Source organism: Aliigemmobacter aestuarii (assembly GCF_004799285.1).
GTDB classification, from domain to species: Bacteria; Pseudomonadota; Alphaproteobacteria; order Rhodobacterales; family Rhodobacteraceae; genus Aliigemmobacter; species Aliigemmobacter aestuarii.
In genome coordinates this window covers 473,094-495,613 of record NZ_SSND01000001.1, presented here as the reverse complement: position 1 = coordinate 495,613, position 22,520 = coordinate 473,094, and the positions used below count along the sequence as shown (strand labels likewise).

At 67.5% G+C, this 22,520-nt stretch carries 24 protein-coding genes; 12 read left to right on the top strand and 12 right to left on the bottom strand.

Going from position 1 to position 22,520, the window contains the following annotated elements; genetic code table 11:
- Positions 1–258: 258 nt before the first annotated feature.
- The 5 genes from rpiA (at position 259) to E7811_RS02275 (ending at position 6,345) form a co-directional block, all read left to right on the top strand.
- Complete coding sequence (rpiA, locus tag E7811_RS02295; protein ID WP_136392971.1) at positions 259–1,044, top strand: ribose-5-phosphate isomerase RpiA; 786 nt, start codon at positions 259–261, stop codon at positions 1,042–1,044.
- A 4-nt stretch (positions 1,045–1,048) separates the two neighbouring features.
- Complete coding sequence (gor, locus tag E7811_RS02290; protein WP_136392970.1) at positions 1,049–2,407, top strand: glutathione-disulfide reductase; 1,359 nt, start codon at positions 1,049–1,051, stop codon at positions 2,405–2,407.
- Between the two features lie 55 nt (positions 2,408–2,462).
- On the top strand, positions 2,463–3,656 hold the full coding sequence (gene hflK, locus E7811_RS02285) for an FtsH protease activity modulator HflK (protein ID WP_136392969.1): 1,194 nt from the start codon (positions 2,463–2,465) through the stop codon (positions 3,654–3,656).
- Positions 3,656–4,543, top strand: coding sequence for a protease modulator HflC (gene hflC, locus E7811_RS02280; protein ID WP_136392968.1), 888 nt, complete (start codon positions 3,656–3,658; stop codon positions 4,541–4,543). Before hflK ends, hflC begins: the two co-directional genes overlap by 1 nt.
- 359 nt (positions 4,544–4,902) lie before the next feature.
- The gene (locus tag E7811_RS02275) at positions 4,903–6,345 is read left to right on the top strand and encodes a DegQ family serine endoprotease (RefSeq protein WP_168732903.1); all 1,443 of its coding nucleotides are present in this window, start codon (positions 4,903–4,905) and stop codon (positions 6,343–6,345) included.
- 71 nt (positions 6,346–6,416) lie between these two features.
- Here the strand turns inward: E7811_RS02275 and E7811_RS02270 are convergent, their stop codons facing one another.
- From E7811_RS02270 to E7811_RS02260, 3 genes are all read right to left on the bottom strand, one after another.
- A complete protein-coding gene (locus tag E7811_RS02270; protein WP_136392966.1) occupies positions 6,417–7,064 on the bottom strand; it encodes an HD domain-containing protein in 648 nt (215 codons plus the stop codon).
- Entirely contained in the window at positions 7,061–7,618 is a 558-nt protein-coding gene (locus E7811_RS02265) for a peptidoglycan-binding domain-containing protein (RefSeq protein WP_246020164.1), read from the bottom strand. Before E7811_RS02265 ends, E7811_RS02270 begins: the two co-directional genes overlap by 4 nt.
- Before the next feature lie 127 nt (positions 7,619–7,745).
- Positions 7,746–8,147 carry an OB-fold nucleic acid binding domain-containing protein gene (locus tag E7811_RS02260; RefSeq protein WP_136392965.1) on the bottom strand — a complete coding sequence of 134 codons (402 nt, stop codon included), beginning with the start codon at positions 8,145–8,147 and terminating at the stop codon, positions 7,746–7,748.
- 166 nt (positions 8,148–8,313) lie between these two features.
- Between E7811_RS02260 and E7811_RS02255 the strand changes: the two genes are divergently transcribed.
- Both E7811_RS02255 and E7811_RS02250 read left to right on the top strand, forming a co-directional pair.
- Positions 8,314–8,637 carry a 2Fe-2S iron-sulfur cluster-binding protein gene (locus E7811_RS02255; RefSeq protein ID WP_136392964.1) on the top strand — a complete coding sequence of 108 codons (324 nt, stop codon included), beginning with the start codon at positions 8,314–8,316 and terminating at the stop codon, positions 8,635–8,637.
- Complete coding sequence (locus E7811_RS02250; protein ID WP_136392963.1) at positions 8,637–9,359, top strand: FG-GAP repeat domain-containing protein; 723 nt, start codon at positions 8,637–8,639, stop codon at positions 9,357–9,359. The genes E7811_RS02255 and E7811_RS02250 overlap by 1 nt, the downstream gene beginning before the upstream one ends.
- A 43-nt stretch (positions 9,360–9,402) precedes the next feature.
- On the opposite strand, the gene E7811_RS02245 is transcribed toward E7811_RS02250, so the two are convergent.
- From E7811_RS02245 to E7811_RS02235, 3 genes are all read right to left on the bottom strand, one after another.
- Entirely contained in the window at positions 9,403–10,068 is a 666-nt protein-coding gene (locus E7811_RS02245; RefSeq protein WP_136392962.1) for an SDR family NAD(P)-dependent oxidoreductase, read from the bottom strand.
- Between the two features lie 15 nt (positions 10,069–10,083).
- Positions 10,084–10,530: a DUF1178 family protein gene (locus tag E7811_RS02240; RefSeq protein WP_136392961.1), complete on the bottom strand. Its 447-nt coding sequence runs from the start codon at positions 10,528–10,530 to the stop codon at positions 10,084–10,086.
- 71 nt (positions 10,531–10,601) lie between these two features.
- The gene (locus E7811_RS02235; RefSeq protein WP_246020162.1) at positions 10,602–11,141 is read right to left on the bottom strand and encodes an NUDIX hydrolase; all 540 of its coding nucleotides are present in this window, start codon (positions 11,139–11,141) and stop codon (positions 10,602–10,604) included.
- A 268-nt stretch (positions 11,142–11,409) separates the two neighbouring features.
- On the opposite strand from E7811_RS02235, the gene E7811_RS02230 reads away from it, so the two are divergent.
- From E7811_RS02230 to thpR, 3 genes are read left to right on the top strand one after another with little or no spacing between them, the layout of a single operon-like run.
- Positions 11,410–11,976: a glutathione peroxidase gene (locus E7811_RS02230; protein ID WP_246020161.1), complete on the top strand. Its 567-nt coding sequence runs from the start codon at positions 11,410–11,412 to the stop codon at positions 11,974–11,976.
- Between the two features lie 17 nt (positions 11,977–11,993).
- Positions 11,994–13,148 (top strand): acetoin utilization protein AcuC, encoded by a 1,155-nt coding sequence (locus E7811_RS02225; RefSeq protein WP_136394189.1) that lies wholly within the window; start codon positions 11,994–11,996, stop codon positions 13,146–13,148.
- The gene (gene thpR / locus E7811_RS02220) at positions 13,145–13,690 is read left to right on the top strand and encodes an RNA 2',3'-cyclic phosphodiesterase (protein WP_136392960.1); all 546 of its coding nucleotides are present in this window, start codon (positions 13,145–13,147) and stop codon (positions 13,688–13,690) included. The genes E7811_RS02225 and thpR overlap by 4 nt, the downstream gene beginning before the upstream one ends.
- Positions 13,691–13,704: 14 nt before the next feature.
- Here the strand turns inward: thpR and E7811_RS02215 are convergent, their stop codons facing one another.
- The gene (locus E7811_RS02215; RefSeq protein WP_136392959.1) at positions 13,705–14,940 is read right to left on the bottom strand and encodes a 3-deoxy-D-manno-octulosonic acid transferase; all 1,236 of its coding nucleotides are present in this window, start codon (positions 14,938–14,940) and stop codon (positions 13,705–13,707) included.
- A gap of 264 nt (positions 14,941–15,204) precedes the next feature.
- On the opposite strand from E7811_RS02215, the gene E7811_RS02210 reads away from it, so the two are divergent.
- Both E7811_RS02210 and E7811_RS02205 read left to right on the top strand, forming a co-directional pair.
- Positions 15,205–16,242 carry a cytochrome-c peroxidase gene (locus E7811_RS02210; protein ID WP_136392958.1) on the top strand — a complete coding sequence of 346 codons (1,038 nt, stop codon included), beginning with the start codon at positions 15,205–15,207 and terminating at the stop codon, positions 16,240–16,242.
- A gap of 119 nt (positions 16,243–16,361) precedes the next feature.
- Complete coding sequence (locus E7811_RS02205; RefSeq protein ID WP_136392957.1) at positions 16,362–16,913, top strand: hypothetical protein; 552 nt, start codon at positions 16,362–16,364, stop codon at positions 16,911–16,913.
- Between the two features lie 55 nt (positions 16,914–16,968).
- Here the strand turns inward: E7811_RS02205 and E7811_RS02200 are convergent, their stop codons facing one another.
- From E7811_RS02200 to E7811_RS02180, 5 genes are all read right to left on the bottom strand, one after another.
- On the bottom strand, positions 16,969–18,378 hold the full coding sequence (locus E7811_RS02200) for an amidase (protein ID WP_136392956.1): 1,410 nt from the start codon (positions 18,376–18,378) through the stop codon (positions 16,969–16,971).
- Between the two features lie 91 nt (positions 18,379–18,469).
- The gene (locus E7811_RS02195; protein WP_136394188.1) at positions 18,470–19,495 is read right to left on the bottom strand and encodes an extracellular solute-binding protein; all 1,026 of its coding nucleotides are present in this window, start codon (positions 19,493–19,495) and stop codon (positions 18,470–18,472) included.
- Positions 19,496–19,692: 197 nt separating this feature from the next.
- Positions 19,693–20,496, bottom strand: coding sequence for an ABC transporter permease (locus E7811_RS02190; protein WP_136392955.1), 804 nt, complete (start codon positions 20,494–20,496; stop codon positions 19,693–19,695).
- The gene (locus E7811_RS02185) at positions 20,489–21,400 is read right to left on the bottom strand and encodes an ABC transporter permease (protein ID WP_136392954.1); all 912 of its coding nucleotides are present in this window, start codon (positions 21,398–21,400) and stop codon (positions 20,489–20,491) included. The genes E7811_RS02190 and E7811_RS02185 overlap by 8 nt, the downstream gene beginning before the upstream one ends.
- Before the next feature lie 4 nt (positions 21,401–21,404).
- A complete protein-coding gene (locus tag E7811_RS02180; RefSeq protein WP_136392953.1) occupies positions 21,405–22,478 on the bottom strand; it encodes an ABC transporter ATP-binding protein in 1,074 nt (357 codons plus the stop codon).
- Positions 22,479–22,520 lie beyond the last annotated feature (42 nt).

Below are 22,520 nucleotides of genomic sequence, written 5' to 3'. Positions count from 1 at the left end.
TCGGCCCGTCCACCCCGGACATGCGCGCCGGAAAGCGACGCTGCACCGCCCTTGACGACCGTGGCGCGGCGGTGCCGCGGGGAATTGCGCAGTTGCACAAGGATGAAACACGGCGTGGGCGCGCGGGCCGCAAACGCCCTTTTCGCGGCGGCGATCGGGGCCGCGTCGGGCGCCTGCGCGTTTTGCCCTCGCGCGCGGGCGAGGCTTTCCCTATAACGCGGGTCAGCCAACGCCCCCTTCTGCCAGAGGAGCCCGCCCATGTCCGCCGATCTGTCGCCCATCGACAAGGCCAAGTTCGTTGCCGCCAAACGCGCGGTGGATTTCGTCGAGGACGGCATGAAGCTGGGCCTCGGCACCGGATCGACGGCGGCCTGGATGGTGCGCTGCCTTGCCGAACGTATCCGCGAGGAGGGCATCCGCGTTCAGGGCGTGCCTACCTCGACCCGCACCGCGGAACTGGCGCGGCAACTGGGCATCCCGGTGGTCAGCCTGGATGACGCGAAATGGCTGGACCTGACGATCGACGGGGCAGACGAGTTCGATCCCGGCCTGAACCTGATCAAGGGCGGCGGTGCGGCGCTGCTGCAGGAAAAGATCGTGGCCACGGCAAGCGACCAGATGATCGTGATCGCCGACGCGGCCAAGGAGGTGACGCAGCTTGGCGCCTTCCCGCTGCCGGTCGAGGTCATTCCCTTCGGCTGGCAGACCACCAAGGCGCTGATCGAGGAAACTCTGGTCAGCATGGATGTGATGAACCGCGACTGCACGCTGCGCATGAACGGCGAGGCGCCGCTGGTCACCGACGAGGCGAATTACATCATCGACCTGCACCTCAAGCGCATCGGCAACCCGCGCCAGCTGGCGATGGTCCTGAACCAGATCCCCGGCGTGGTGGAAAACGGGCTGTTCATCGACATCTGCGACATCGTGGTGATCGGCCATGGCGATGGCCGCGTGACGGTACGCGACATCAACGCGGGCACCGTCAGTGACGACCGGGTGGAATTCGCCCCGACCGACAACATCTTTGCCGACCTGGATTGACCGTATGGCTTTTGACTTCGACCTGTTTGTAATTGGTGGCGGCTCGGGCGGGGTGCGCGCGGCGCGCATCGCGGCCTCAGAAGGGGGCGCGAAAGTGGCGCTGGCCGAGGAATACCGCATGGGCGGCACCTGCGTGATCCGGGGCTGCGTGCCCAAAAAGCTGATGGTCTATGCCAGCGAATATCCCGGCGCGATCGAGGACGCCCGCGCCTATGGTTGGGATGTCACGGCGGGCGGCTTCGACTGGACCGCGTTCCGGGGCAAGCTGGAGGCCGAATTGTCGCGGCTGGAGGCCGCCTATCGCGGCGGGCTGTCGGGGGCGGGCGTCACCGTCTTCGACCAGCGCGCGACCCTTGCCGATGCCCATACGGTCGAACTGGCCGACGGGCGGCGCCTGACGGCCGCGCATATCCTCATCGCCACCGGCGGGCGGCCTTTCGTGCCCGACATTCCCGGCGCCGAACTGGCCGTCACCTCGAACGAGATGTTTCAGCTCGAATCGTTGCCGCGCCGCGCGCTGGTGGTGGGCGGCGGCTTCATCGCCAGCGAATTCGCCTGCATCCTTAATGGGTTGGGGGTGAATGTCGCGCAATATTACAGGGGCGCGCAGATCCTGCGCGGCTTCGACGACGAGGCGCGCGGCCATGTCGCGAACGCCATGCAGGCCAATGGCGTGGCCATCCACTGCGGCACCGACGTGATCCGCCTGGAAAAGACCGGCGGAGGCATTCGCGCGGTCGCCACCGACGGCAGCGAACGGGAATTCGACCTGGTGCTTTACGCCACCGGACGCAGGCCCAATTCCGCCGGGCTCGGGCTTGAAGCCCTGGGCGTGGCCCTTGGCCGCAATGGCGAGATCATCGTGGATGACTACAGCCAGACGGCAGTGCCCTCGATCTATGCCGTGGGCGATGTCACGGACCGCATCAACCTCACCCCGGTCGCGATCCGCGAAGGGCATGCCTTTGCCGATACCGTCTTCAATGGCCGGCCCCGCAAGGCCGATCACGAGCTTGTGGCCAGCGCCGTCTTCACCCAGCCGGAACTGGGCACCGTGGGCCTGACCGAGGAAGCCGCGCGCGACCGGGAACCGATCGAGGTCTATGCCGCAGCCTTCCGTCCGATGCAGAGCCTGTTCGCGGGCCGGCCCGACCGGGTGCTGATGAAACTGATCGTCTCGCAGGCCACGCGCCGCGTGCTGGGATGCCACATCGTCGGCCCCGGCGCGGGCGAGATGATCCAGCTTGCCGCCATCGCGGTGAAGATGGGCGCGACCAAGGAAGATTTCGACCGCACCGTCGCCGTGCATCCGACCATGTCGGAAGAACTGGTGACGATGCGGAATCCGGTGCGGAAAACTTGATTTTCGCGGCGGAATGACCAGTTAGCACAAGACGACAACGAGATAGGGAAGAGGCATGTCTAACGGTGGACCCTGGGGCGGCGGTGGCGGCGGCGGCGATGATCGCGACGGCCGCGGCAATGACGGGCGCGGCCCGCGCAGGCCGGGGCAGGAAGGCCCGCAGATCCCCGAGATCGACGAGATCATGAAGAAGGGGCAGGAACAGCTTCGCGTGCTGATGGGCGGCAAGGGCCGCACCGGCGGTGGCGGGCGCGGGCCGGGAGGGCCGGGCGGCAATCCGATGGGTCCGCTGTTCACCCGCCAGGGGCTTGGCCTTGCCGCGCTTGCGGCGGCGGGGCTTTGGGCCTTCATGTCCTTCTACACCGTCAAGCCCGAAGAACGTTCGGTCGAACTGTTCCTGGGCGAATTCTCGAACATCGGCCAGCCGGGCCTGAACTTTGCGCCCTGGCCCCTTGTCACCGCCGAGATCCTTCAGGTGACCGGCGAACGCCAGACCGACATCGGCACCGGCCGCAGCGGCGAACTGGACAGCGGGCTGATGCTGACGCGCGACCAGAACATCGTCGACATCGAATTCCAGGTGGTCTGGAACATCAACGAAACGGCGCCGCAGGATTACCTGTTCAACCTCAAGGACCCCGCCGAGACGATCCGCGCAGTGTCGGAATCGGCCATGCGCGACATCATCGCCCGGACCGAGCTTGCGCCGATCCTGAACCGCGACCGGGGCCGGATCGCCACCGACCTGCGCGCGGCCATCCAGCAGACGCTGGACAGCTACAATGCGGGCATCAACGTGGTGCGGGTGAACTTCCAGAAAGCCGACCCTCCCAGCGAGGTGATCGACGCCTTCCGCGCCGTGCAGGCCGCACAGCAGGAACGCGACCGGCTTGAGAAAGAGGCCGACGCCTATGCCAACCGCGTCACCGCTGGCGCACGCGGTGAGGCCGCGCGCCTTGTCGAGGACGCCGAGGCCTATCGCGCCCGCGTGGTCAACGACGCCGAGGGCGAGGCGAGCCGCTTCCTTGCCGTCTACGAAGAATACAAGAAGGCCCCGGAAGTGACCCGGCGGCGGATGTATCTGGAGACGATGGAAAAGGTTCTGGGCGACATGAACAAGGTCATCCTTGACGGTGTCTCGGGGGGCGAGGCGGGGCAGGGTGTCGTGCCCTTCCTGCCGCTGAATGAACTGGCCCGGCCGCCTGCGGGCACCGCTGCGGCCTCGACCGTCACCGGAGGAGGCAACTGATGACGAAGGCAGCTTACATCCTTCCCGTGATGGTGATCGCGGGCGCGGCGGTCCTGTCGTCGATGTTCATCGTGGACGAACGCGAGAAGGCGCTGGTCCTGCAGTTCGGTCAGGTCAAGGCCGTCAAGGAAGAGCCGGGTCTGGGCTTCAAGATCCCGCTGATCCAGGAAGTCGTGCGCTACGAGGACCGCATCCTTGGCCTGCAGACGCAGCCGCTGGAAGTCACGCCGCTCGATGACCGGCGTCTGGTCGTCGACAGCTTCGCGCGCTGGCGGATCGTCGATCTGGTCAACTTCCGCGAGGCCGTCGGCCCCGGCGGCGAGGATGCGGCACTTGTCCGTCTGGACCGGATCATCAATTCCGCGATCCGCGAAATCCTCGGCGGCGTTCCGTCGAACGCGGTGCTGTCCGAAGACCGGACCGGCCTGATGAACCGCATCCGCGACCGCGCCCGGCAGGAGGCGCTGAGCCTCGGCGTCGAGATCATCGACGTCCGCCTGACGCGCACGGACCTGCCCGACCAGAACCTTGCCGCGACCTTCGCGCGGATGCGAGCCGAACGCGAACGCGAGGCCGCCGATGAAATCGCCCGCGGCGGTGAGGCCGCGCAGCGCGTCCGCGCCAGCGCCGACCGGACCGTGGTCGAACTGACGTCGGAAGCGCGCAAGCAGGCCGAGGTGGTCCGCGGCGAGGCCGATGCGCAGCGCAACGGGATCTACGCCGAAGCCTTCGGGCAGGATCCGGAATTCTTCGCCTTCACGCGGTCGCTGACGGCTTATGAACGGGCGCTCAGGGCGGGCAATTCCTCGATCGTGATGCAACCCGACAGCGCCTTCTTCGAATACCTCAGAAGCGACTCGGTTCAGGCCCCCGCGCCGGGCCAGTAAGCCCAAGGCCGCGACCCGGGCGAACCACAGCCTGACTGCAGGGGCCGGCGCATGCGTCGGCCCTTGTCAGTTTGGCTGACCCGCCGTCACGGGGGCGGGCGGGCAGTGCCGCCGCCTTTCCCACCCCGCGCGGCAAGGCGCCGACGGGCGCATGTGCCTCTTGCCCTTCCGGGCGGGGGATGAAACATTTGGCCCCTCTGGATCACAAGCGATTGAGCGGTCGCGACCGGGTTTGCATTGCCATTTGCAGTGCCTACCTGTTGAGTTGTGGTCGCGCCGGTGACGCCGGTGCGACGGAATGGAAGCCGAAAAGGAGTCTTGCGGTGAATTCCCTTGCCATTTCCCGAACCGAAGCCCCGATGCGCGCGCGCATCAGCGGGCTGTTCGCGGCCCTTGCCCTTGGCCTTGCGCTGGCCCTGGGGCAGGCGGGCGCCGCCGGGGCGCGGGGCGCGCCGGAAAGCTTTGCCGATCTGGCTGACCAGATCAGCCCCTCGGTCGTCAACATCACCACCTCTTCGGTCGTCTCGGCGCCGACGGGCAACATGCCGCAGGTTCCGCCCGGCTCGCCCTTCGAGGATTTCTTCCGCGACTTCATGGACCGCGACGGCCAGGGCAACCGCGGCCCGCGCCGGTCCGAGGCGCTTGGGTCGGGCTTCGTGATCTCAGAGGATGGCTATATCGTCACCAACAACCACGTCATCGAGGGCGCGGACGAGATCGAGGTCGAATTCTTCTCGGGCAACCGCCTGAAGGCCACGATCATCGGCACCGACCCCAAGACCGACATCGCGCTTCTGAAGGTGGAAAGCGAAACCCCGCTTCCCTTCGTCAGCTTCGGTAATTCGGACCTGATGCGCGTGGGCGACTGGGTGGTGGCGATGGGCAACCCCCTGGGCCAGGGATTTTCGGTTTCCGCCGGGATCGTTTCGGCGCGCAACCGGGCGCTGTCGGGCACCTATGACGATTACATCCAGACCGACGCGGCGATCAACCGCGGCAACTCGGGCGGGCCGCTGTTCAACATGGATGGCCAGGTGATCGGCGTGAACACCGCGATCCTGTCGCCCAACGGCGGTTCCATCGGGATCGGCTTTTCCATGGCGTCGAATGTCGTGACCAAGGTGGTCGACCAGCTGCGCCAGTTTGGCGAGACGCGCCGCGGCTGGCTGGGCGTGCGCATCCAGGACGTGACCCCCGACGTGGCCGAGGCGATCGGGCTGGAGGCCGCCAAGGGCGCCCTGATCACCGATGTGCCGGACGGCCCGGCCAAGGATGCCGGGATGCAGGCGGGCGACGTGATCGTGAATTTCGACGGGCAGGACGTGGCCGATACCCGCGACCTGGTGCGTCGCGTGGCCGATGCCCCGGTGGGCGAGGCGGTGCGCGTCGTCGTGATGCGCGAAGGCAAGACCGAAACCCTGATGGTCACGCTCGGCCGCCGCGAAGAGGCGGAGGCAGGCGAAACCGCCGAGGCTGGCGCGCCGGATGCGCCTGCCGAACCGGCCGAGGCGCAGGTTCTGGGGATGACGGTGGTTCCCGTCACCGATGACATGCGCGACGGACTTGGCCTGCCGCCGGGCAGCGAGGGCCTTGCCGTGACCGAGGTCGACGTGACGACCGAAGCCTACACCAAGGGCCTGCGCGAGGGCGACGTGATCACCGAGGCGGGCCAGCAGAAGGTGGCGCGCATCCAGGACCTCGAGGACCGGATCGCCGAGGCGAAGGACGCGGGCCGCAAGTCGATCCTGCTTCTGGTGCGTCGCCAGGGCGACCCGCGCTTTGTCGCGCTGTCGGTCGAATAGGCGCGGCACGCCTGACGGAAAGGCAAGGGGCGGCGGGGCAACCTGCCGCCCCTTTCCATTGGTCGCAGGCGTCAGCCGAGTTCCGCCAGAAGCTGGCTGCGGAAACGGGCCATCCACTCGGCCCGTTCGGCGGCGATCCGGCGCCCTTCGGCGGTCAGCATGCCAGCCGCCACCGGGAACAGCTTGACCTCCAGATGATCCAGCGCGAAACGACGGTCGTCCAGCGGCCGGTCGCACGCTATCGGATCGGCATCGTCGAACAGCGCCGCCCCCATGGCCCCCGCCACGCAGAACAGGCGCGCGATCCCGATCGCCCCGAGCGCCTCAAGCCGGTCGGCATCCTGAAGGATGCGCGCCTCGACCGTTTCGGGCGTGATCCCGGCGGAAAAGCTGTGCGCGGCGATCGCATGGGCGGTGGCGGCGATTCTGTCGGCGGGAAAGTCCAGCGCGCGCAGCACCACGGCCGCCGCCTCGGACGACAGGGTCGAGGCGCGGGCGCGGTCCGGGTGATCCTTGGGCAGGTTGACCAGATCGTGCAGATAGGCCGCCGCCATCAGCACCGCCCGGTCGGCCCCGGGCGCATCTGCATCGGCGATGCGCTGGCAATTGGCCCAGACCCGGCGCAGGTGGCCCAGGTCATGCGCGCCATCCGCCTGATCGGCCCAGGCCGTGGTGACGGCGCGTTCCAGCGCATCCCGAAGGGTGGATGGGTCTGTCACCGCAGGTCGGCCGCAGCCAGCCCCAGTTCGCGCGCCGCGGCCAGCGACAGGCGCGCGCTGTCCAGGCCGCGCGGCGCCTGAAACCGCCGGATCGCCTCGCGGGTGGCGGTGTCAAGCTGGCCCGTCACCGGGGCCAGATAGATGCCGCGCGCCTTCAGCGCCCGCTGCAGGCTGGCCACGAATTCCACCGTCACCTCGTCAAGGCAGGGGGTGCGGAACCAGACGGTGCGGCGGTCCTCGACGATGCGCTGCCGGGTTTCGGTGGCATAGGTGGCGGGGGTCGTGACGCGGCCCTGATCATCGGTCACCGCAGGCGTCACCAGCACCTGTTCGCTGACCGTCTCGATCACGGCAGGCGTTATGTCCTCGGCCCAGCATTGGCCCTCGCGCCGGGGCGGTTCGGTCAGCCGCAATTCGGCCGAAAGGTCGGCGGTGCCCGGCGCCTCGGGCAGGGGCGCGCCCTGCTGGCAGGCAGCCAGCGTCAGGGCCAGGACGACCGGGACGAGGCCGTACCGACGCGTCGGCCGTGCGGAGGTTTGCCCTGATGTCATCATCTGCCCGATGTCTGCTGCCCGGTTCCTGCTGCCCGATCCCGTGGCTCGTCGGTCTTGCCGCGGGCCGGATCGGCGCGGATCATAGCGGCAAAGCCCGGACCGCGAAAGGCCGGCCTTCTGCGCCTCGTCAGGGCTGGTCGGCGGCGCGGGTGCCGTCATGGCGGAAGGACGGATCCAGAAGCCGGTCGAGCATGTGCGAGATGTCCTCGATCACCTCGGCCACCACATGGACCACGCCGGCCTCGCGCTGCAACCGGCCCGTGACCCGCAGCATCCGCCCGGCAATCACCGCACGCCGGAACCGTTCATAGGTCTTGGCCCAGACCACCACATTGGCAACGCCGGTTTCATCCTCAAGCGTCAGGAAGATGACGCCCTTGGCGGTGCCGGGTCGCTGCCGCACAAGGACAAGCCCCGCGACACAGACCCTTGCACCCTGCGGCGGTTCGTCCAGCCGGACATGGGGCAGGGCGGCGGGCGGGCGCGGCCAGGTGCCGGGCGGGGGCGTCGGGGTCAGCCAGTCGGGCATGGGCGCGGGGGACCTGTTGGATAGATATGGTGTGAACAATCATAGAACATCGCCGCTGGACGACAAGATCATGTCGTCGATGTGCGGGCAGCACTGGCAAATCCGCGCCATTTCGCCTATGTGGCTGACAGACACCGAAGACAAGGCCGGAAAGAGGCGGAAGATCATGGCAAAGATCACCTATGTGGAATTTGGCGGCAAGGAACATGTGGTCGAGGTCGCGAACGGCCTGACCGTGATGGAAGGGGCGCGCGACAACGGCATCCCCGGAATCGAGGCGGATTGCGGCGGTGCCTGCGCCTGTTCGACCTGCCACGTCTATGTCGATCCCGCCTGGGTCGGCAAGCTGCCGAAGAAGGACGCGATGGAAGAGGACATGCTGGATTTCGCCTATCAGCCCGATCCGGTCCGGTCGCGCCTGACCTGCCAGCTGAAGGTCTCGGACGCGCTCGACGGTCTGGTCGTCCACATGCCGGAAAAGCAGATCTGATGCCAGGCTGGGCACAGGTCGGTGCGGCGATCCTGGGGCTTCTGGCCCCGATCCTCGTGCCGATGTCCGCGCTCGCGGACGTGACCGACGCGCGGCTCATCAATCCCACCCCGCGCTATTTCCACGGCGTCCTTGGCAAGCGGCAGGAATGGGCGGCGGTCGAGATCACCGATGACCGCGGCATGGTGCTGACCGTCAACCTTCCCGAACATCAGGTGTTCGAGGATTACGCCCCCCGCCTGTGGGACGTGGACGGCGACGGCGACCGCGAGATGGTCACCGTGCTGACCGATGTGAACCTCGGCGCCGCGCTGGCGGTCTATGACGAAACCGGGCTTGTTGCGGCGACCGGCCATATCGGCGAACCGCAACGCTGGCTGGCGCCGGTTGGCGCGGGGGACCTGGACGGTGACGGCCGGATCGAGATCGCCTATGTCGACCGGCCGCACATGAAGAAGGACCTCGTCTTCCTGCGGCTGGAGGATGGGGCGCTGCGCGAACTTGGCCGGGTGCCCGGCGTCACCAACCACCGGATCGGCTGGAACTATGTCGCCGGTGGCGTCCGCGATTGCGGCGACGGGGCCGAGGCTATCCTGTTCGACGCGTCCATGCGCCAGATCGTGGCGGTCCGGATCGGCGATACGAAGCCGCGCGTTCTGGGTCATGCCACATGGGCGGCGCTTGCGCTTACGCTGGAATGCAAACCCTTCCCGAAGGGGTGACGCCGACGCCGCCGATATTACACACCTTCGGCGGCTGACCGGTTCAGAAGGGCAAGGCCCGCCCGTCCCAGGTTTCGAAAACCCCCGTCCGGTCCGTGGAAAGCGCGTCGAAGCGGTCCATCAGCCCCGCTGCCGCCTCGCGGGCGGGGATATCGGCGGCGCTTCCGCCCATGTCGGTGCGGACCCATCCGGGGTGATAGATACCCACGGCAAGCCCCTCGGCCGCCAGATCGGCGGCAAGGTTGCGGCCAAGGTTCAGAACCGCGGCCTTCGAAGCGCGATAGACATAGCTGCCGCCCGGCGCCCGCGCATCCGACCCCATCTGCGATGACAGGATCGCGATCCGGCCCGGGCCGGAACGGAGGTTGGGCAAAAGCGCCTGCACCGTCAGGAAGACACCCGTGACATTGACCGCGAAGGTTTCCGCCCACATCGCGGGCGGATAGCCATCGGCCAGCGCCTGCCCCTTGTCGGGATAGATGCCCGCATTGCACACCAGAAGGTCGACGGGCCGCCCGTCAAGGCGCGCGGCCATCGCCCGGATCGACGCGGGATCGGCCATGTCGGCCTGTTCCCAGTGGACCCCGGAGGGCCCGCCGCGCGATGCGTCGCGCCGCGTGCCGATCACGGTCAGCCCCCGCAGAAGCGCGGCATCGGCAAGCGCCGCGCCGATGCCCCGGTTCGCGCCGGTGATCAGGATCGTCTGCATCGGTCGCCCCCTGCCTCAGTTCGTCTTGCGGGCCGGCATGAAGGGCAGCGGCGCCACCGGCACACCATCCTCGATCAGCTTGCGCGCCTCGTCGGGTTTCGCCTCGCCATAGATCGACCGTTCCGGGGCATTCCCGGCGTGGATCTTCCGCGCTTCGGCGGCAAAGTTCATGCCGACATATTCCGAACTCTCCTCGACCTGGCGGCGCAGGGTGGCCAGCGCCTCTTCCATTTCGTTGCGAGGCTGGCGCAATGCCGTGGCTTCCGCTTCGGCGGGCGGGGTGGTGGCGGCCTTGCGTCCGGGGCGGACGGACGGCGCCATCAGGGCCTTTTCCACCTTCGCGGACCCGCAGACGGGGCAGGTGACAAGCCCGCGCGACGAAAGCCCCTCGAACGCCTCGCCCGAGGGGAACCAGCTGTCGAAGCGGTGATCACCGTCGCATTTCAGATCGTAGCGGATCATCTGCCGTTCCAGCGCGCTAGATGGCCCATGCCATGCGCCATGGGCGAGAGTTATTCAGGCCGGGGCGAATTTCAAGCCTTGGCGGCCGGCGCGCGATCAGCATCGGCAGGGTGCCCTGACAGCAGCACCGCCTCGCATCCCGCAAGGATTTGCCGCAACTCGGGTTCGGCGACCTTGGCGGCGGCCTTCGCCGCAGTGAACCACTTGCGCCGACGTTCGCCGCGTTCGGGATAGCGATCCAGCAATTTCCCCACCCGCATCGGATAGACGGCCACGACGCAGGGCAGGTCCTCGCGCGACTTGCCCTGACGGGCCCGCGCCTTGACATAGCTGTAGTACCCCAGCGGCTGTTCGGCGATCTCGCCCTCGACACCGGCTTCCTCGAACGCTTCGCGGGCGGCAGAGCCGGCTCCGCCCAAACCGTCGATCGGCCAGCCCTTCGGGACCAGCCACCGCCCGGTATCGCGGCTGGTGATCAGCAGAACCTCGACATGCTTGCCCTTCTTGCGCCAGCACAGCGCACCATATTGCGACCGCGACGGCGCCGCACCTTCCGCGTGGGAAGGGTCGTCATGTTCTGGGTCGGGTCGCATTTCCGTTGCGCGTTTCATGGCTGTGCCTGCCTGTGTCGAACCTGCTCTGCCGCGCACCGTTCACGGGACATGCCCGCCGGTCGCTCTTGTCATCTGCGGGGCCATCTGGCCGTTAGCGATATGGTGCGTCCGGATGTCGCGGATTTCAAGGCCCTTGCGCGGGATTCTGCCTGAAAATATTGGAAAATGCGGTATTTGATTGCCGCCGTGGCCGACCTATCTCACTCTCATGAAGGATAGGCCAGCCCGTTTTTTCAGGGGCGCCACAACCGGGGGAGATTTCGCCATGGCCGGAACCGCAATCCTGCACCGCCCGATGGGCCGCCGCCTGTTCCTTGGCGGTCTGGCCGCGGGGGTCTGGGCCAGTGTCGCGCCCGCCTCGACCGGCGCGACGCAGTCGTTCCGTTTCGCCTCGATCGACGGGGGCACGATCGACCTGGGCGACTGGCGCGGCGGCCCGGTTCTTGTGGTCAACACCGCCTCGCTTTGCGGCTTTGCCCCGCAGTTCGACGACCTGCAGGCGCTGCAGGACCGCTACGGCTCGCGCGGCCTGAAGGTGCTGGCGGTGCCCTCTGATGACTTCCGGCAGGAACTTGCGACCGAGGCGGCGGTCAAGGACTTCTGCGAAACGAATTTCGACCTGACCCTGCCGATGACCGAGATCACCCATGTGAAGGGCCCCGAGGCGCATCCGTTCTTTGCCTGGCTCAAGGCCGAACACGGGTTCGAGCCGGGCTGGAATTTCAACAAGGTGCTGCTGGACGGCGAAGGTCGCGTTGCGGGCACCTGGGGCGCACCGGCCAAACCCCTGGGCCGGGCCATTACCAGCCGGATCGAGGCGCTGCTGCCGTGACAGGGGCCATTGCGGCCGTGGCACGGCGGGCGCCCGTTGCCGCGGGCTATGCCAAGCAGGCCAGCCCCCAGACCGCGCCGCTGTTCCTCGGGTCGGAAATCTATCGCGGGTCGAGCTATGGCGGGCTGCATCCGCTGCGCGTGCCGCGCGTTTCCACCGTGATCGACCTGTGCCGGGCGATGGACTGGTTCGCGCCGGGACAATATCGCACCAGCCCCCGCGCAAGGCCTGCCGCCCTGACCCTCTGGCACACGCCCGATTACGTCCAGGCCCTTGCCCTGGCCGAGGAAAGCGGCGCGGTTTCCGATGACATCCGCCGCCGCCACGGCATCGGCACCCTGTCGAACCCGGTCTTCCCCGAAATGTTCCGCCGACCGGCGACGGGGGCAGGGGGGATGATGCTGGCCGCGGAAATGGTGCGCGACGGCGGCATCGTGCATGTGCCGGGGGGCGGCACGCATCACGGCCTGCCCGACCGGGCGAACGGGTTTTGCTATTTCAACGACGTGGTCCTTGGCATGCTGGCGCTGCGGCGGCTGGGGGTCTCGCGCATCGCCTATGTCGATATCGACGCGCATCACTGCGACGGGGTCCAGCATGCCTTTGCAGGCGACGCCGAGGCGCTGCTGATTTCCGTTCATGAAGAAGGCCGCTGGCCCTTCACAGGTGCGCTGTCCGACGATGGCGGGGGAAACTGCTTCAACCTGCCGGTGCCGCGCGGCTTCAACGACACCGAGATGCGCGCCGTGCTCGAAGGGCTGATCCTGCCGCGCCTTGTTGCCTTCCGGCCCGAGGCGATCGTGCTGCAATGCGGGGCCGACGCACTGGACGAAGACCCGCTGTCGCGCCTTTCGCTGTCCAACAACGCGCATCGGGCGGTGGTCGCGACGCTGATGCCGCTGGCGGCGCGGCTGATCGTGACAGGCGGCGGGGGCTACAACCCCTGGTCCGTGGGCCGGGCGTGGGCCGGGGTCTGGGCCACGCTGAGCGGTCAGGAGATCCCCGACCGGCTGCCCGATGCGGCGCGCGCCGTCCTTGCCGGGCTGGACTGGGGCGGCGGTGGCCGGGCGCGCCCCGCGCCCGCGCTGATCGACACGCTGGCAGACGCCCCCCGCGAAGGCCCCGTCCGGCCCGAGATCCGTGACCGGCTGGCCCGGCTGGCCGTCCGATGATCCGCGCCTTCCTTGGCCTCGACCTGCCCGCCGACATCCGGTCGAGCCTTGCCGTCGAACAGTTCCTGCTGCCGCTGCCCCGCCGGGTCGACCCGCCGGAATTCCACCTGACGCTGGAGTTTCTGGGCGAACAGCCCGAGCCGATCCTCGACGCCGTCAACGAAGGGATGGAGGCGCTGCGCAGCCCGTCCTTCGATATGGCCCTGTCGGGGATCGGGCATTTCGGGGGGGAACATCCCCGTGCCGTCTGGGCCGGGGTGGCGCCCAATCCGGCGCTTGAGGCGCTTCAGGGCAAGGTCGCCCGCATCTGCCGGATGGCCGGGGTCCGGCCCGAGCGCCGCCGTTTTCATCCGCATGTGACGCTTGGCCGGTTCACGCCGCCCGACGCCATGGAGACGATGCGGCTGGAACGCGCCATCGTCGACCGCGCCGGGTTCCGGACGCCGCCCTTCCCGGTGCGCGAGGTCGTCCTGTTCCGGTCCCATCTGGGGCATCGCGGCGCGCATTACGAACCGCTCGCCCGCTATCCGCTGACCGGCTGAACCGGCCTTCCGGGCTATGGCAGCGGGGCGGGGGGCAACGCGGCCTCGAACGCGGCCAGAAAATCCCGGTCGTCCGCGCCGGGCGCAAGGATCCGGCCCGCCGCCTGCGCCAGATCCTGCTGGCGCTCGGGCGTCAGGCCCGCCAGCGCCGCGGCCAGATCCGCCGGCCCGGCAACGGCCAGCGCGCCCCCGCCGGCCTGCAACGCGGCAAAGGGTTCGGCGAAGTTGCCGATTGAGGGGCCGTGCAGGATGGCCGACCCATGGGCGGCGGGTTCAAACGGCGTATGCCCGCCCCGGTCGGCGAAGGTCCCGCCAATCACCGTGGCACCGGCCATCCGGTACCAGAGCGGCATTTCCCCCAGCGTATCGGCCAGGTAGACGCGCGTTTCGGACCCCGGCACCTCGCCCCGGCTGCGCTGCGCCACCGGCAGCCCGCGCCCTTCGATTCCGGCCCGGATCGCGGCGGCGCGGTCCGGATGGCGAGGGGCGAGGATCAGCAGCCCGAACCTGTCCTGCGTGGCAAAGGCATCAAGGATCGGCCCCTCTTCGCCCTCATGGGTCGAGGCGGCCAGCAGCGTGGCCGCCCGGGGCGCAGGGGGGGCAAAGGGCGGGGCGGCCGTGTCGTCTGCGCGTGCCGCCTGCGCCTTCAGCATCAGGCGCGGGCCGATCGCCGCAGGCGGCAGGCCAAGGCGGATCAGCCGGGCCTCCGATGCCTGATCCTGCGCCGAGACGAATGCGAGCCGGGCGAGCGTGTCCGCGATCAGGCGCGGCGCCAGCCGCGACCAGCGGCGCGCCGACCGTTCCGAGATGCGCGCCCCGATCCACAGCACCGGCATCGCGCGCGCATGGGCCTGCGCCACACGTTCCGGCCACAGTTCGTTTTCCAGCGTGATCAGCGCCACCGGGCGCCAGTGATCCAGGAACCGCCGCACCGCGCCCCGGCTGTCGAATGGCGCCAGCCTGACAGCGGTGCGGGGCAGGGCCCAGCCGATCAGCATGCGCCGCGCGGTTTCGCTGTTGCAGGTCACGATCAGCGACAGGTCGGCCCGTTCGGTCAGCAACCGTTCGATCAGCCAGCGCGCCGAGGTCAGTTCGCCCAGGCTTGCGCCATGCAGCCAGACCCGCCCCGGCAGGACCGGATCGGACGACATCGGCAGCGCCAGCCGGTGCCACAATGCCCCGCGCATCGTCCGCCCCAGGGCCGAGCCGATGGCTGTCGTCAGCCACAGCACGGGCTGTGCAAGGGTCATCAGCAATCGGTAAAGGGTCACGTCGCGTCTCCGGCCGGTGCCGGAAGGATTAGGCGCGGCACGCCACCGGCGCAACCGTTTGGTTCTTTCGACGGGGCAACGGCGGGAAACGGCCGCGCGATCCGGCCTGTGACAACCCGCCACGGGCCGGGCAGGGGGCCAGCCAGCGTTCCGAGAATTAGAATTGATCTAAATCAATGTCCCCTTGACCAAAGTCAATAAGGTCCCCTCGAACGCGCCGAAACGATTGATCGGGAGACTGACATGCGCCTTATCCTTTCCGCACTGGTCGCAACGACCGCCCTTGCCGGGGCAGCCCAGGCCGATGCCCTGCGCGACAAGGCGGCCGAATTCTTCAAACCGCTGCCCTCCACGATTCCGGCCCTGAACGAAAACACCGTGACCCCGGAAAAGGTGGATCTCGGCAAGGCGCTGTTCTTCGATCCCCGCCTGTCGGCCTCGGGTGTGTTCTCGTGCTATTCGTGCCACAACCTGACCACGGGCGGCGACGACAACATGGAAACCTCGGTCGGCCACGGTTGGCAAAAGGGGCCGCGCAACTCGCCCACCGTGCTGAACGCCGTTCTGAACGAGGCGCAATTCTGGGATGGCCGCGCCGAAGACCTGGCTGCCCAGGCCAAGGGGCCGATCCAGGCGGGCGTCGAGATGGCCAACACGCCCGAAGCGGTCGAAGCCACGCTGAACTCGATGCCGCAGTATGTGGACTGGTTCAAGGCCGCCTTCCCGGGCGAGGAAAACGCGGCCAACTTCGACAACATGGCCAAGGCGATCGAGGCCTTCGAGGCCACGCTGATCACGCCCGCGCCCTTCGACGCCTGGCTGAACGGCGATGACAACGCGCTGAGCGCCGACCAGAAGGCGGGGCTTGAGCTGTTCATCGACAAGGGCTGTTCGTCCTGCCACTCGGGCGTGAACGTCGGCGGCCACGGCTATTATCCCTTCGGCCTGATCGAAAAGCCCGGATCCGAAATCCTGCCGGTGGGCGACAAGGGCCGCTTCTCGGTCACCGAGACTGCGGATGACGAATACGTCTTCCGCGCCTCGCCGCTGCGCAACATCGACCAGACCGCGCCCTACTTCCACTCTGGCAAGGTGTGGGACCTGAAGGTCGCGGTGCAGATCATGGCTGAAAGCCAGCTGGGCGAGGAACTGTCGGACCAGGAAGCCGATCAGCTGGTGGCCTTCCTGGGCAGCCTGACCGGCAAGGTTCCCGAAGTCACGCTGCCGCTGCTTCCGGCCGAAACCACCGGAACGCCGCGCCCGACTTCGGAAGTCAAGTAACGGGTGCGTCCAGACTTCGTCTTGCGGGCGGCCTTCGGGCCGCCCTTTTTTCTTCCGCAATTTGCCCAAGTCGCCCGCCATGGTCCGCGCCGACGTTTGTTGTTCTGATGGAGTGTCCGATGGTTCGTCCTGCCCTTGTCTTCCTTGCCCTGGCCGTGACCGGCCCCGTGATCGGCCCCGTGATCGGCCCAGTCGCCGCACTTGCGCAGGAAGGTGCACCGCTCAGCGCCTGCGTGATCGGGCAATGGGTCATGGTGCCCGGCTACCCCGATCCCGGCACGATCCAGACCGAAGACAACGGCGCCTGCGTCGTCGAGATGCAGAACCGCGATGTGGTGTCGCATCCGCCGGGCGATCTGGTGCAGGTCGCCTCGCCGGGAACGGCGCGGCCCTCGGCCCCGCCCGCACCGGGCAGCCTGGCCAGACCGACTCCCGGCTCCTGGACCTGCGCAATCCCGAACGCGACCGACGGCGCGATCCAGTTGTCGATCACCGACGGGGGTGGCTATTCGGTCGCGGGCCAGCAAGGCACGTGGTCGGCGATTGACGCGCAGTCGATCGAATTCGAGAATGGCCCCTATGCGCTTGCAACGGCCGTGGTTGTGGAGGATTCCATCCGCTTCATGCCGCCGGGTGGCGCGGCGGAAATCGTCTGCATCCCCGGCGGCTGATCCGCCAGGCTATCCCTGACGGCAAAGGCATCGGCCGCAGTCAAATCGGTGTCGGTCAAATCGGTGGCGGGCGCCGCCCCGGCCAGTCCGTCGCGCGGTGGTATTGCTGCCCCGCCGCCAGCACGGCGGCATCCGCCCCGGATCGCCCGATCAATTGCATCCCCATCGGCAGCCCGCCCGCGCCGAATCCGCAGGGCAAGGCCAGGGCGGGCAGGCCGATCAGGCTGACCGGGATCACGATCTCCATCCAGCGGTGATAGGTGTCCATCGCCCGCCCGTTGATCTGTTGCGGCCAGCGCCAACCGGCGGGGAAGGGCCAGACCTGCGCCGAGGGCATCACCAGGAAATCGAACCGGTCGAACAGCCGGGCCGCCCGCATATACCAACGCGACCGGATCACGCTGGCCTCGTGGACGGCGGCGGCACTCAGCGACAGGCCCTGTTCGATCTCCCACAGGCTTTCCGGCTTCAATTGCGCGCGCTTGGCCGGATCGGCGTAAAGCGCGCCCTTCGACCCCGCGCTCAGCATGGCGCGCAGGGTGATCCACGCCTGCCACAGCTGTTCGGCAGGGAAGGGGGGCGCCACCTCCTCGACCCTCGCCCCGAGACCGGACAGCACGGAAAGCCCGTCCCTGCACAGGTCAAGGATGCCCGGCTCGCAGGGATAGGCGCCGCCCCAGTCCCCCAGCCAGCCGATCCGCCTCCCGGTCAGGTCGGTTTCCAGCAGATCGGGCCAGGGTTCGGTCGGGCGCGGAAAGGGCACCTCGGGGTTCTCGCCCGCGATGACCTGCAAAAGCCGCGCGATGTCTTCCACATTGCGCGCCATCGGCCCTTCGGTGGCCAGCGTCGCCAGATGCGTGTCGCCCACCGCATCCTGCGGCACCAGCCCCCATGTGGGGCGGAAACCATAGACATTGCAGAAGGCCGCCGGGTTGCGCAGGCTGCCCATCATGTCAGACCCGTCGGCGACCGGCACCATCCGGGCGGCCAGCGCCGCCGCCGCCCCGCCCGACGATCCGCCCGCCGTGCGCGAGGCGTCGTAGGGGTTCAGCGTCACGCCATGCACCGGGTTGAACGAATGGCTGCCCTGTCCCCATTCCGGCGTGTTGGTCTTGCCGATCAGGATCGCGCCCGCCGACCGCAGCCGCGCCGCCAGCAGGTCGTCCTTCACCGGCACATGATCGGCATGGACGGGCGACCCCCAGGTCGTCCTGATCCCGGCCGTCGCCACCAGATCCTTCACCGCGAAGGGGATCCCGTGCAGCCATCCCGCGCGCGGCGCGTCATCGGCGGCGCGCGCCTCGGCCATCAGCCGGTCCGCGTCTCGCAGCGAGACGATGGCGTTCACCGCGCCGTTCACCGCCCCGATCCGGTCCAGAAAGGCGGCCATCACCTCCGAGGGCGCGATCCGCCGCGCCGCGATCGCCCGCGCCAAGTCGCTGGCCGACCAGTCGGTCAGAGTCATCCCTTGCCCTTCAACCTGATGAAAATACCCTGGGGGGTGCGGGGGGCAAAGCCCCCCGCCGCCGCGCCGCGCATGCCGCGCGGCGCAAGCCTTACTTCAGAAGCTCGGTCCAGATCGCCGTCTGGTACTCCATCGACTTGGCCGAACAGGTGGGCAGGAACACGCCCTTGTCCTTGAACTCGTCCGGCACTACGACTTCGGGCGCGGTCTGCATGTCCTCGGGCATGAACGGGGCCGACCCCTCGATCCCGTTCGAATAGCGCGCGAAGGCCGAGATCATCGCGGCGTTCTCGGGCTGCATGACGAAGTCCATGAACTTGTAGGCCTCCTCGACGTTCTGCGCGTCCTTCAGCAGCATCATCGAATCCATCCAGACGATGTAGCCTTCCTTCGGATAGCCGTATTTCGCATCCGGGTTGGCCAGACGCACCCGCATGGACGAACCCGACCAGTTCACGCTGGCAGCCCAGTCGCCGTTGGCCACCTTCTCGGTCGCGCCATAGTCCATCGAGATCCAGTGCGGCTTTGCGGCCAGGAGCTTGTCACGCGCGGCCTTGAGGTGTTCGGGGTTCTCCGAACAGGGCTCGCCGCCCACATACATCAGCGCCAGCGAGATCACGTCCAGCATCTCGGGCACGACGTTGACCTTGCCCTTCAGCTCGTCGGGCACGTCAAGGAAGATGCCCGAGGTGTTCACATCCCCGCCATAGACCGAGGTGTTGACCACGACGCCGGTCGTGCCCCACTGCCATGGGATCGACCATTTCCGGCCCTCGTCCCACTGCACGTTGCGCCACTGATCGGTGATGTTGGCGTGGTTCGGCAGCTTCGACAGGTCAAGCTCGACCGCCAGCCCCTTCTCGCGGAAGATCGGCACATAGTTGGCCGAAGGCACCACGAGGTCGAACCCGTGTCCGCCCGCCTCGATCTTGGCCAGCGCGGCGTCGTTCGAATCGTAGTCGGTGACGGTGACCTTGATCCCCGTCTCGGCCTCGAACTTGGCCATCAGTTCGGGGCTGGTGTAGTTGCCCCAGTTGAACAGCTGCAACTCTCCCTCAGCCGAGGCCAGCGAGGTCGTGGCCAACAGCAGGGCCGTGGTTGCGGTCAGTCTTTTCATCATCGTCATTCTCTCCTTGTTGCGATGGCCCGCGTTCCTTTCGCGGGTCTTGGTGTTGATCTAAAGAAACACGTATTCGCCACGCGTCAGTGTAAGGGTGCCGAATTGCCCGCCCGGCAGGGTTTCGTTCACTTTCCCAAGGCCAAGCCTGACGGCGTCGCGTGGCATTCAGCGTCCTTTCCGGAACAGGTCCCTCGTTACTCTTTCTTGCGTGTCAGCAGGAAGAACGCCGACAGCAGCAGCACGGTCAGGACCAGAAGCGCGGTCGAGATCGCGTTGACCTCGGGCGTGATCGCCCGGCGCAACTGGCCCAGCATGTAGGTGGGCAATGTATCCTGCCCGCCGGATTTCACGAACTCGGTGATCACCACGTCGTCGAGGCTGATGACGAAGGCCAGCATGGCGCCCGCGATGATCCCTGGCAACAGCAGGGGCAGCGTCACCCGCCGGAAAGTGCGCCAGGGCGTGGCGTAAAGATCGGCCGCCGCGGTTTCCAGCGACAGGTCCATCCCTTCCAGTCGTGCCCGGATCGGCAGATAGGCGAAGGGCACGCAAAAGGCCGAATGGGCCGCGATCAGATAGCCAAGCCCCTGATAGCCCGTCGCCACCTTGATCGAGGCGAAAAAGATCAGAAGCGCCACGGCGGTCACGATCTCGGGCACCATCAGGGGCTGGTTGATCATCACATAGACGAATGTCTGCCCCTTGAAGGCCGCCCGCCGCGTTGTGCCAAGCGCGGCCATCGTCGCCACGGTCGTGGCGATCACGCTGGCCGACGACGCGATGATGAGCGACCGCAGGGTGGCTTCCTTGACCTGCCGGTTGGCCCAGGCGGCCTCGAACCACTGAAGCGAAAAGCCTTCCCAGACGGCGATGCTTTTCGAGGCGTTGAAGGCATAGATGACCAGGGTGAAGATCGGCAGGTACAGGATCACGAAGGCAAGGATCGCGACCGCCGCGAAACCCGGAATCCGCGAGACGGAAAAGCTGCGGTCAGCCATGGGGGTTGCTCCCCTTGCTGGCGGCGCGGACGTAGAACAGAAGCGCCACCATCACGATCATCAGAAGCGTCATCGACAGCGCCGCACCCAAGGGCCAGTTGCGGGCCTGCCCGAACTGCAGTTCGATGAAATTGCCGATCATCATGTTCTTGCCGCCGCCCAGGACGCGGGGCGTCACATAGGCCCCCAGCGAGGGCACGAAGACCAGGATCGACCCGGCCACGATGCCGGGCTTCACGATCGGCAGGATCACCCGGCGCAGCACGCGCCAGCGGCTGGCGTAAAGGTCGTATCCCGCCTCAAGCAGGCGCATGTCGAACCGGTCGATGGCGGCAAAGAGCGGCAGCACCATCAGCGGCAGATAGACATAGGCCATCCCGATCAGTACCGCGACATCGGTATAGACGATCTGGATCGGTCGTTCGATCACCCCGAGCCAGATCAGGAAGGTGTTCAGAAGGCCCTCGTTGCGGATCACCTCGTTGATGGCGAAGGTCCGGATCAGAAGGTTGGTCCAGAACGGAATGGTGATCAGGAACAGCCACAGCGCCCGCGACCGCGGCGGCCGAGTGGCGATGAACCAGGCGGTGGGAAAGCCGATGGCGAAGGTGATCACGGTGGTCAGGAAGGACAGTTTCACCGACCGCCAGAAGATCGTCAGATGGGCATCCGCCAGCTTGTAGGTTTCGTCGAAGATGTCCTTGGTGAAAAGGATGCCGATCCAGGCGTCGAGGCTGAAGATCCATTCCACATTGCCATATTGGCCGGGGGTCAGGAAGGAATAGACCAGGACGATCAGCAGCGGGCCCGAGGCCGCGAAGGTCAGCAGGATCAGGGCCGGCGTGACCAGCGCCCAGGCGTTGCGGGTGTTGGCGGCGCGGACGGCGTCTTCGGCGGCACTCATCCCCTCAGTCCCCCAGAACCTGCACCGCGCCGGGCGCAAGGCGAAGGCCCACGATCTGCCCTTCGGACAGGCCCGCGTCGCCCGAGGCCGGGCTTTGCAGCCGCGCCACCACCTCCTCGCCATCCGACAGCATCAGGTGGCAATGGGTGTCGGTGCCGAAATAGACCAGATCGCGCACCGTGGCGCGGATCGTATCGGCCTCGTCCTCGGCGGTCAGCCGCACCTGTTCGGGGCGCACCGCCAGCGTCACCTTCCGGCCCTCGTCAACCGGGGTCAGCCCCTCGACCGCGAGCGAATGGCCCGACCCGAGCCGCGCCGCGCCTTGGACGATCGTCGCCGGAAGGAAGTTCGATTCCCCGATGAACGAGGCCACGAAGCGGTTCACCGGCCGGGTGTAGATGTCGCGCGGGCTGCCGATCTGCTGGATCTTTCCCGCGCTCATCACGCCGATCCGGTCGGACATGGTCAGCGCTTCCTCCTGGTCATGGGTGACGAAGATGAAGGTGATCCCGGTTTCATGCTGAAGCCGCTTCAGTTCGGTCTGCATCTCCTTGCGCAGCTTCAGGTCCAGCGCCGAAAGCGGTTCGTCCAGAAGCAGCACCTTGGGTTGCGGCGCAAGCGCCCGCGCCAGGGCCACGCGCTGCTGCTGGCCGCCCGAAAGCTGGCTGGTCTTGCGCCCGGCCAGCGCCTCGAGCTTGACCAGCGCCAGCATCCGTTCCGTCGTCTGCCGCACCTCGGCCTTGGGGCGGTTCAGCATTTCCAGCCCGAAGCCCACGTTTTCCGCGACGGTCAGATGCGGAAACAGCGCATAGGACTGGAACACAGTGTTCACCGGGCGCTTGTTCGGCGGCAGGTCGGTGATGTCGGCCCCGTCCAGAAGGATCTGCCCGCCGGTGGGCATCTCGAATCCCGCGATCAGGCGCAGAAGCGTGGTCTTGCCACAGCCCGAAGGCCCCAGAAGGGTAAAGAACTCTCCCTTGCGGATCGTTACCGACACATCGTCAAGCGCCCTGACGGCATGGTCCCCCTGTCCGAAGGTCTTGACGGCGTTTCGGGCCTCCACGGCGATATCGTTCACCGGCACGTCTCCCTGTCATCCGATCACCTTGAGGTGATTCAG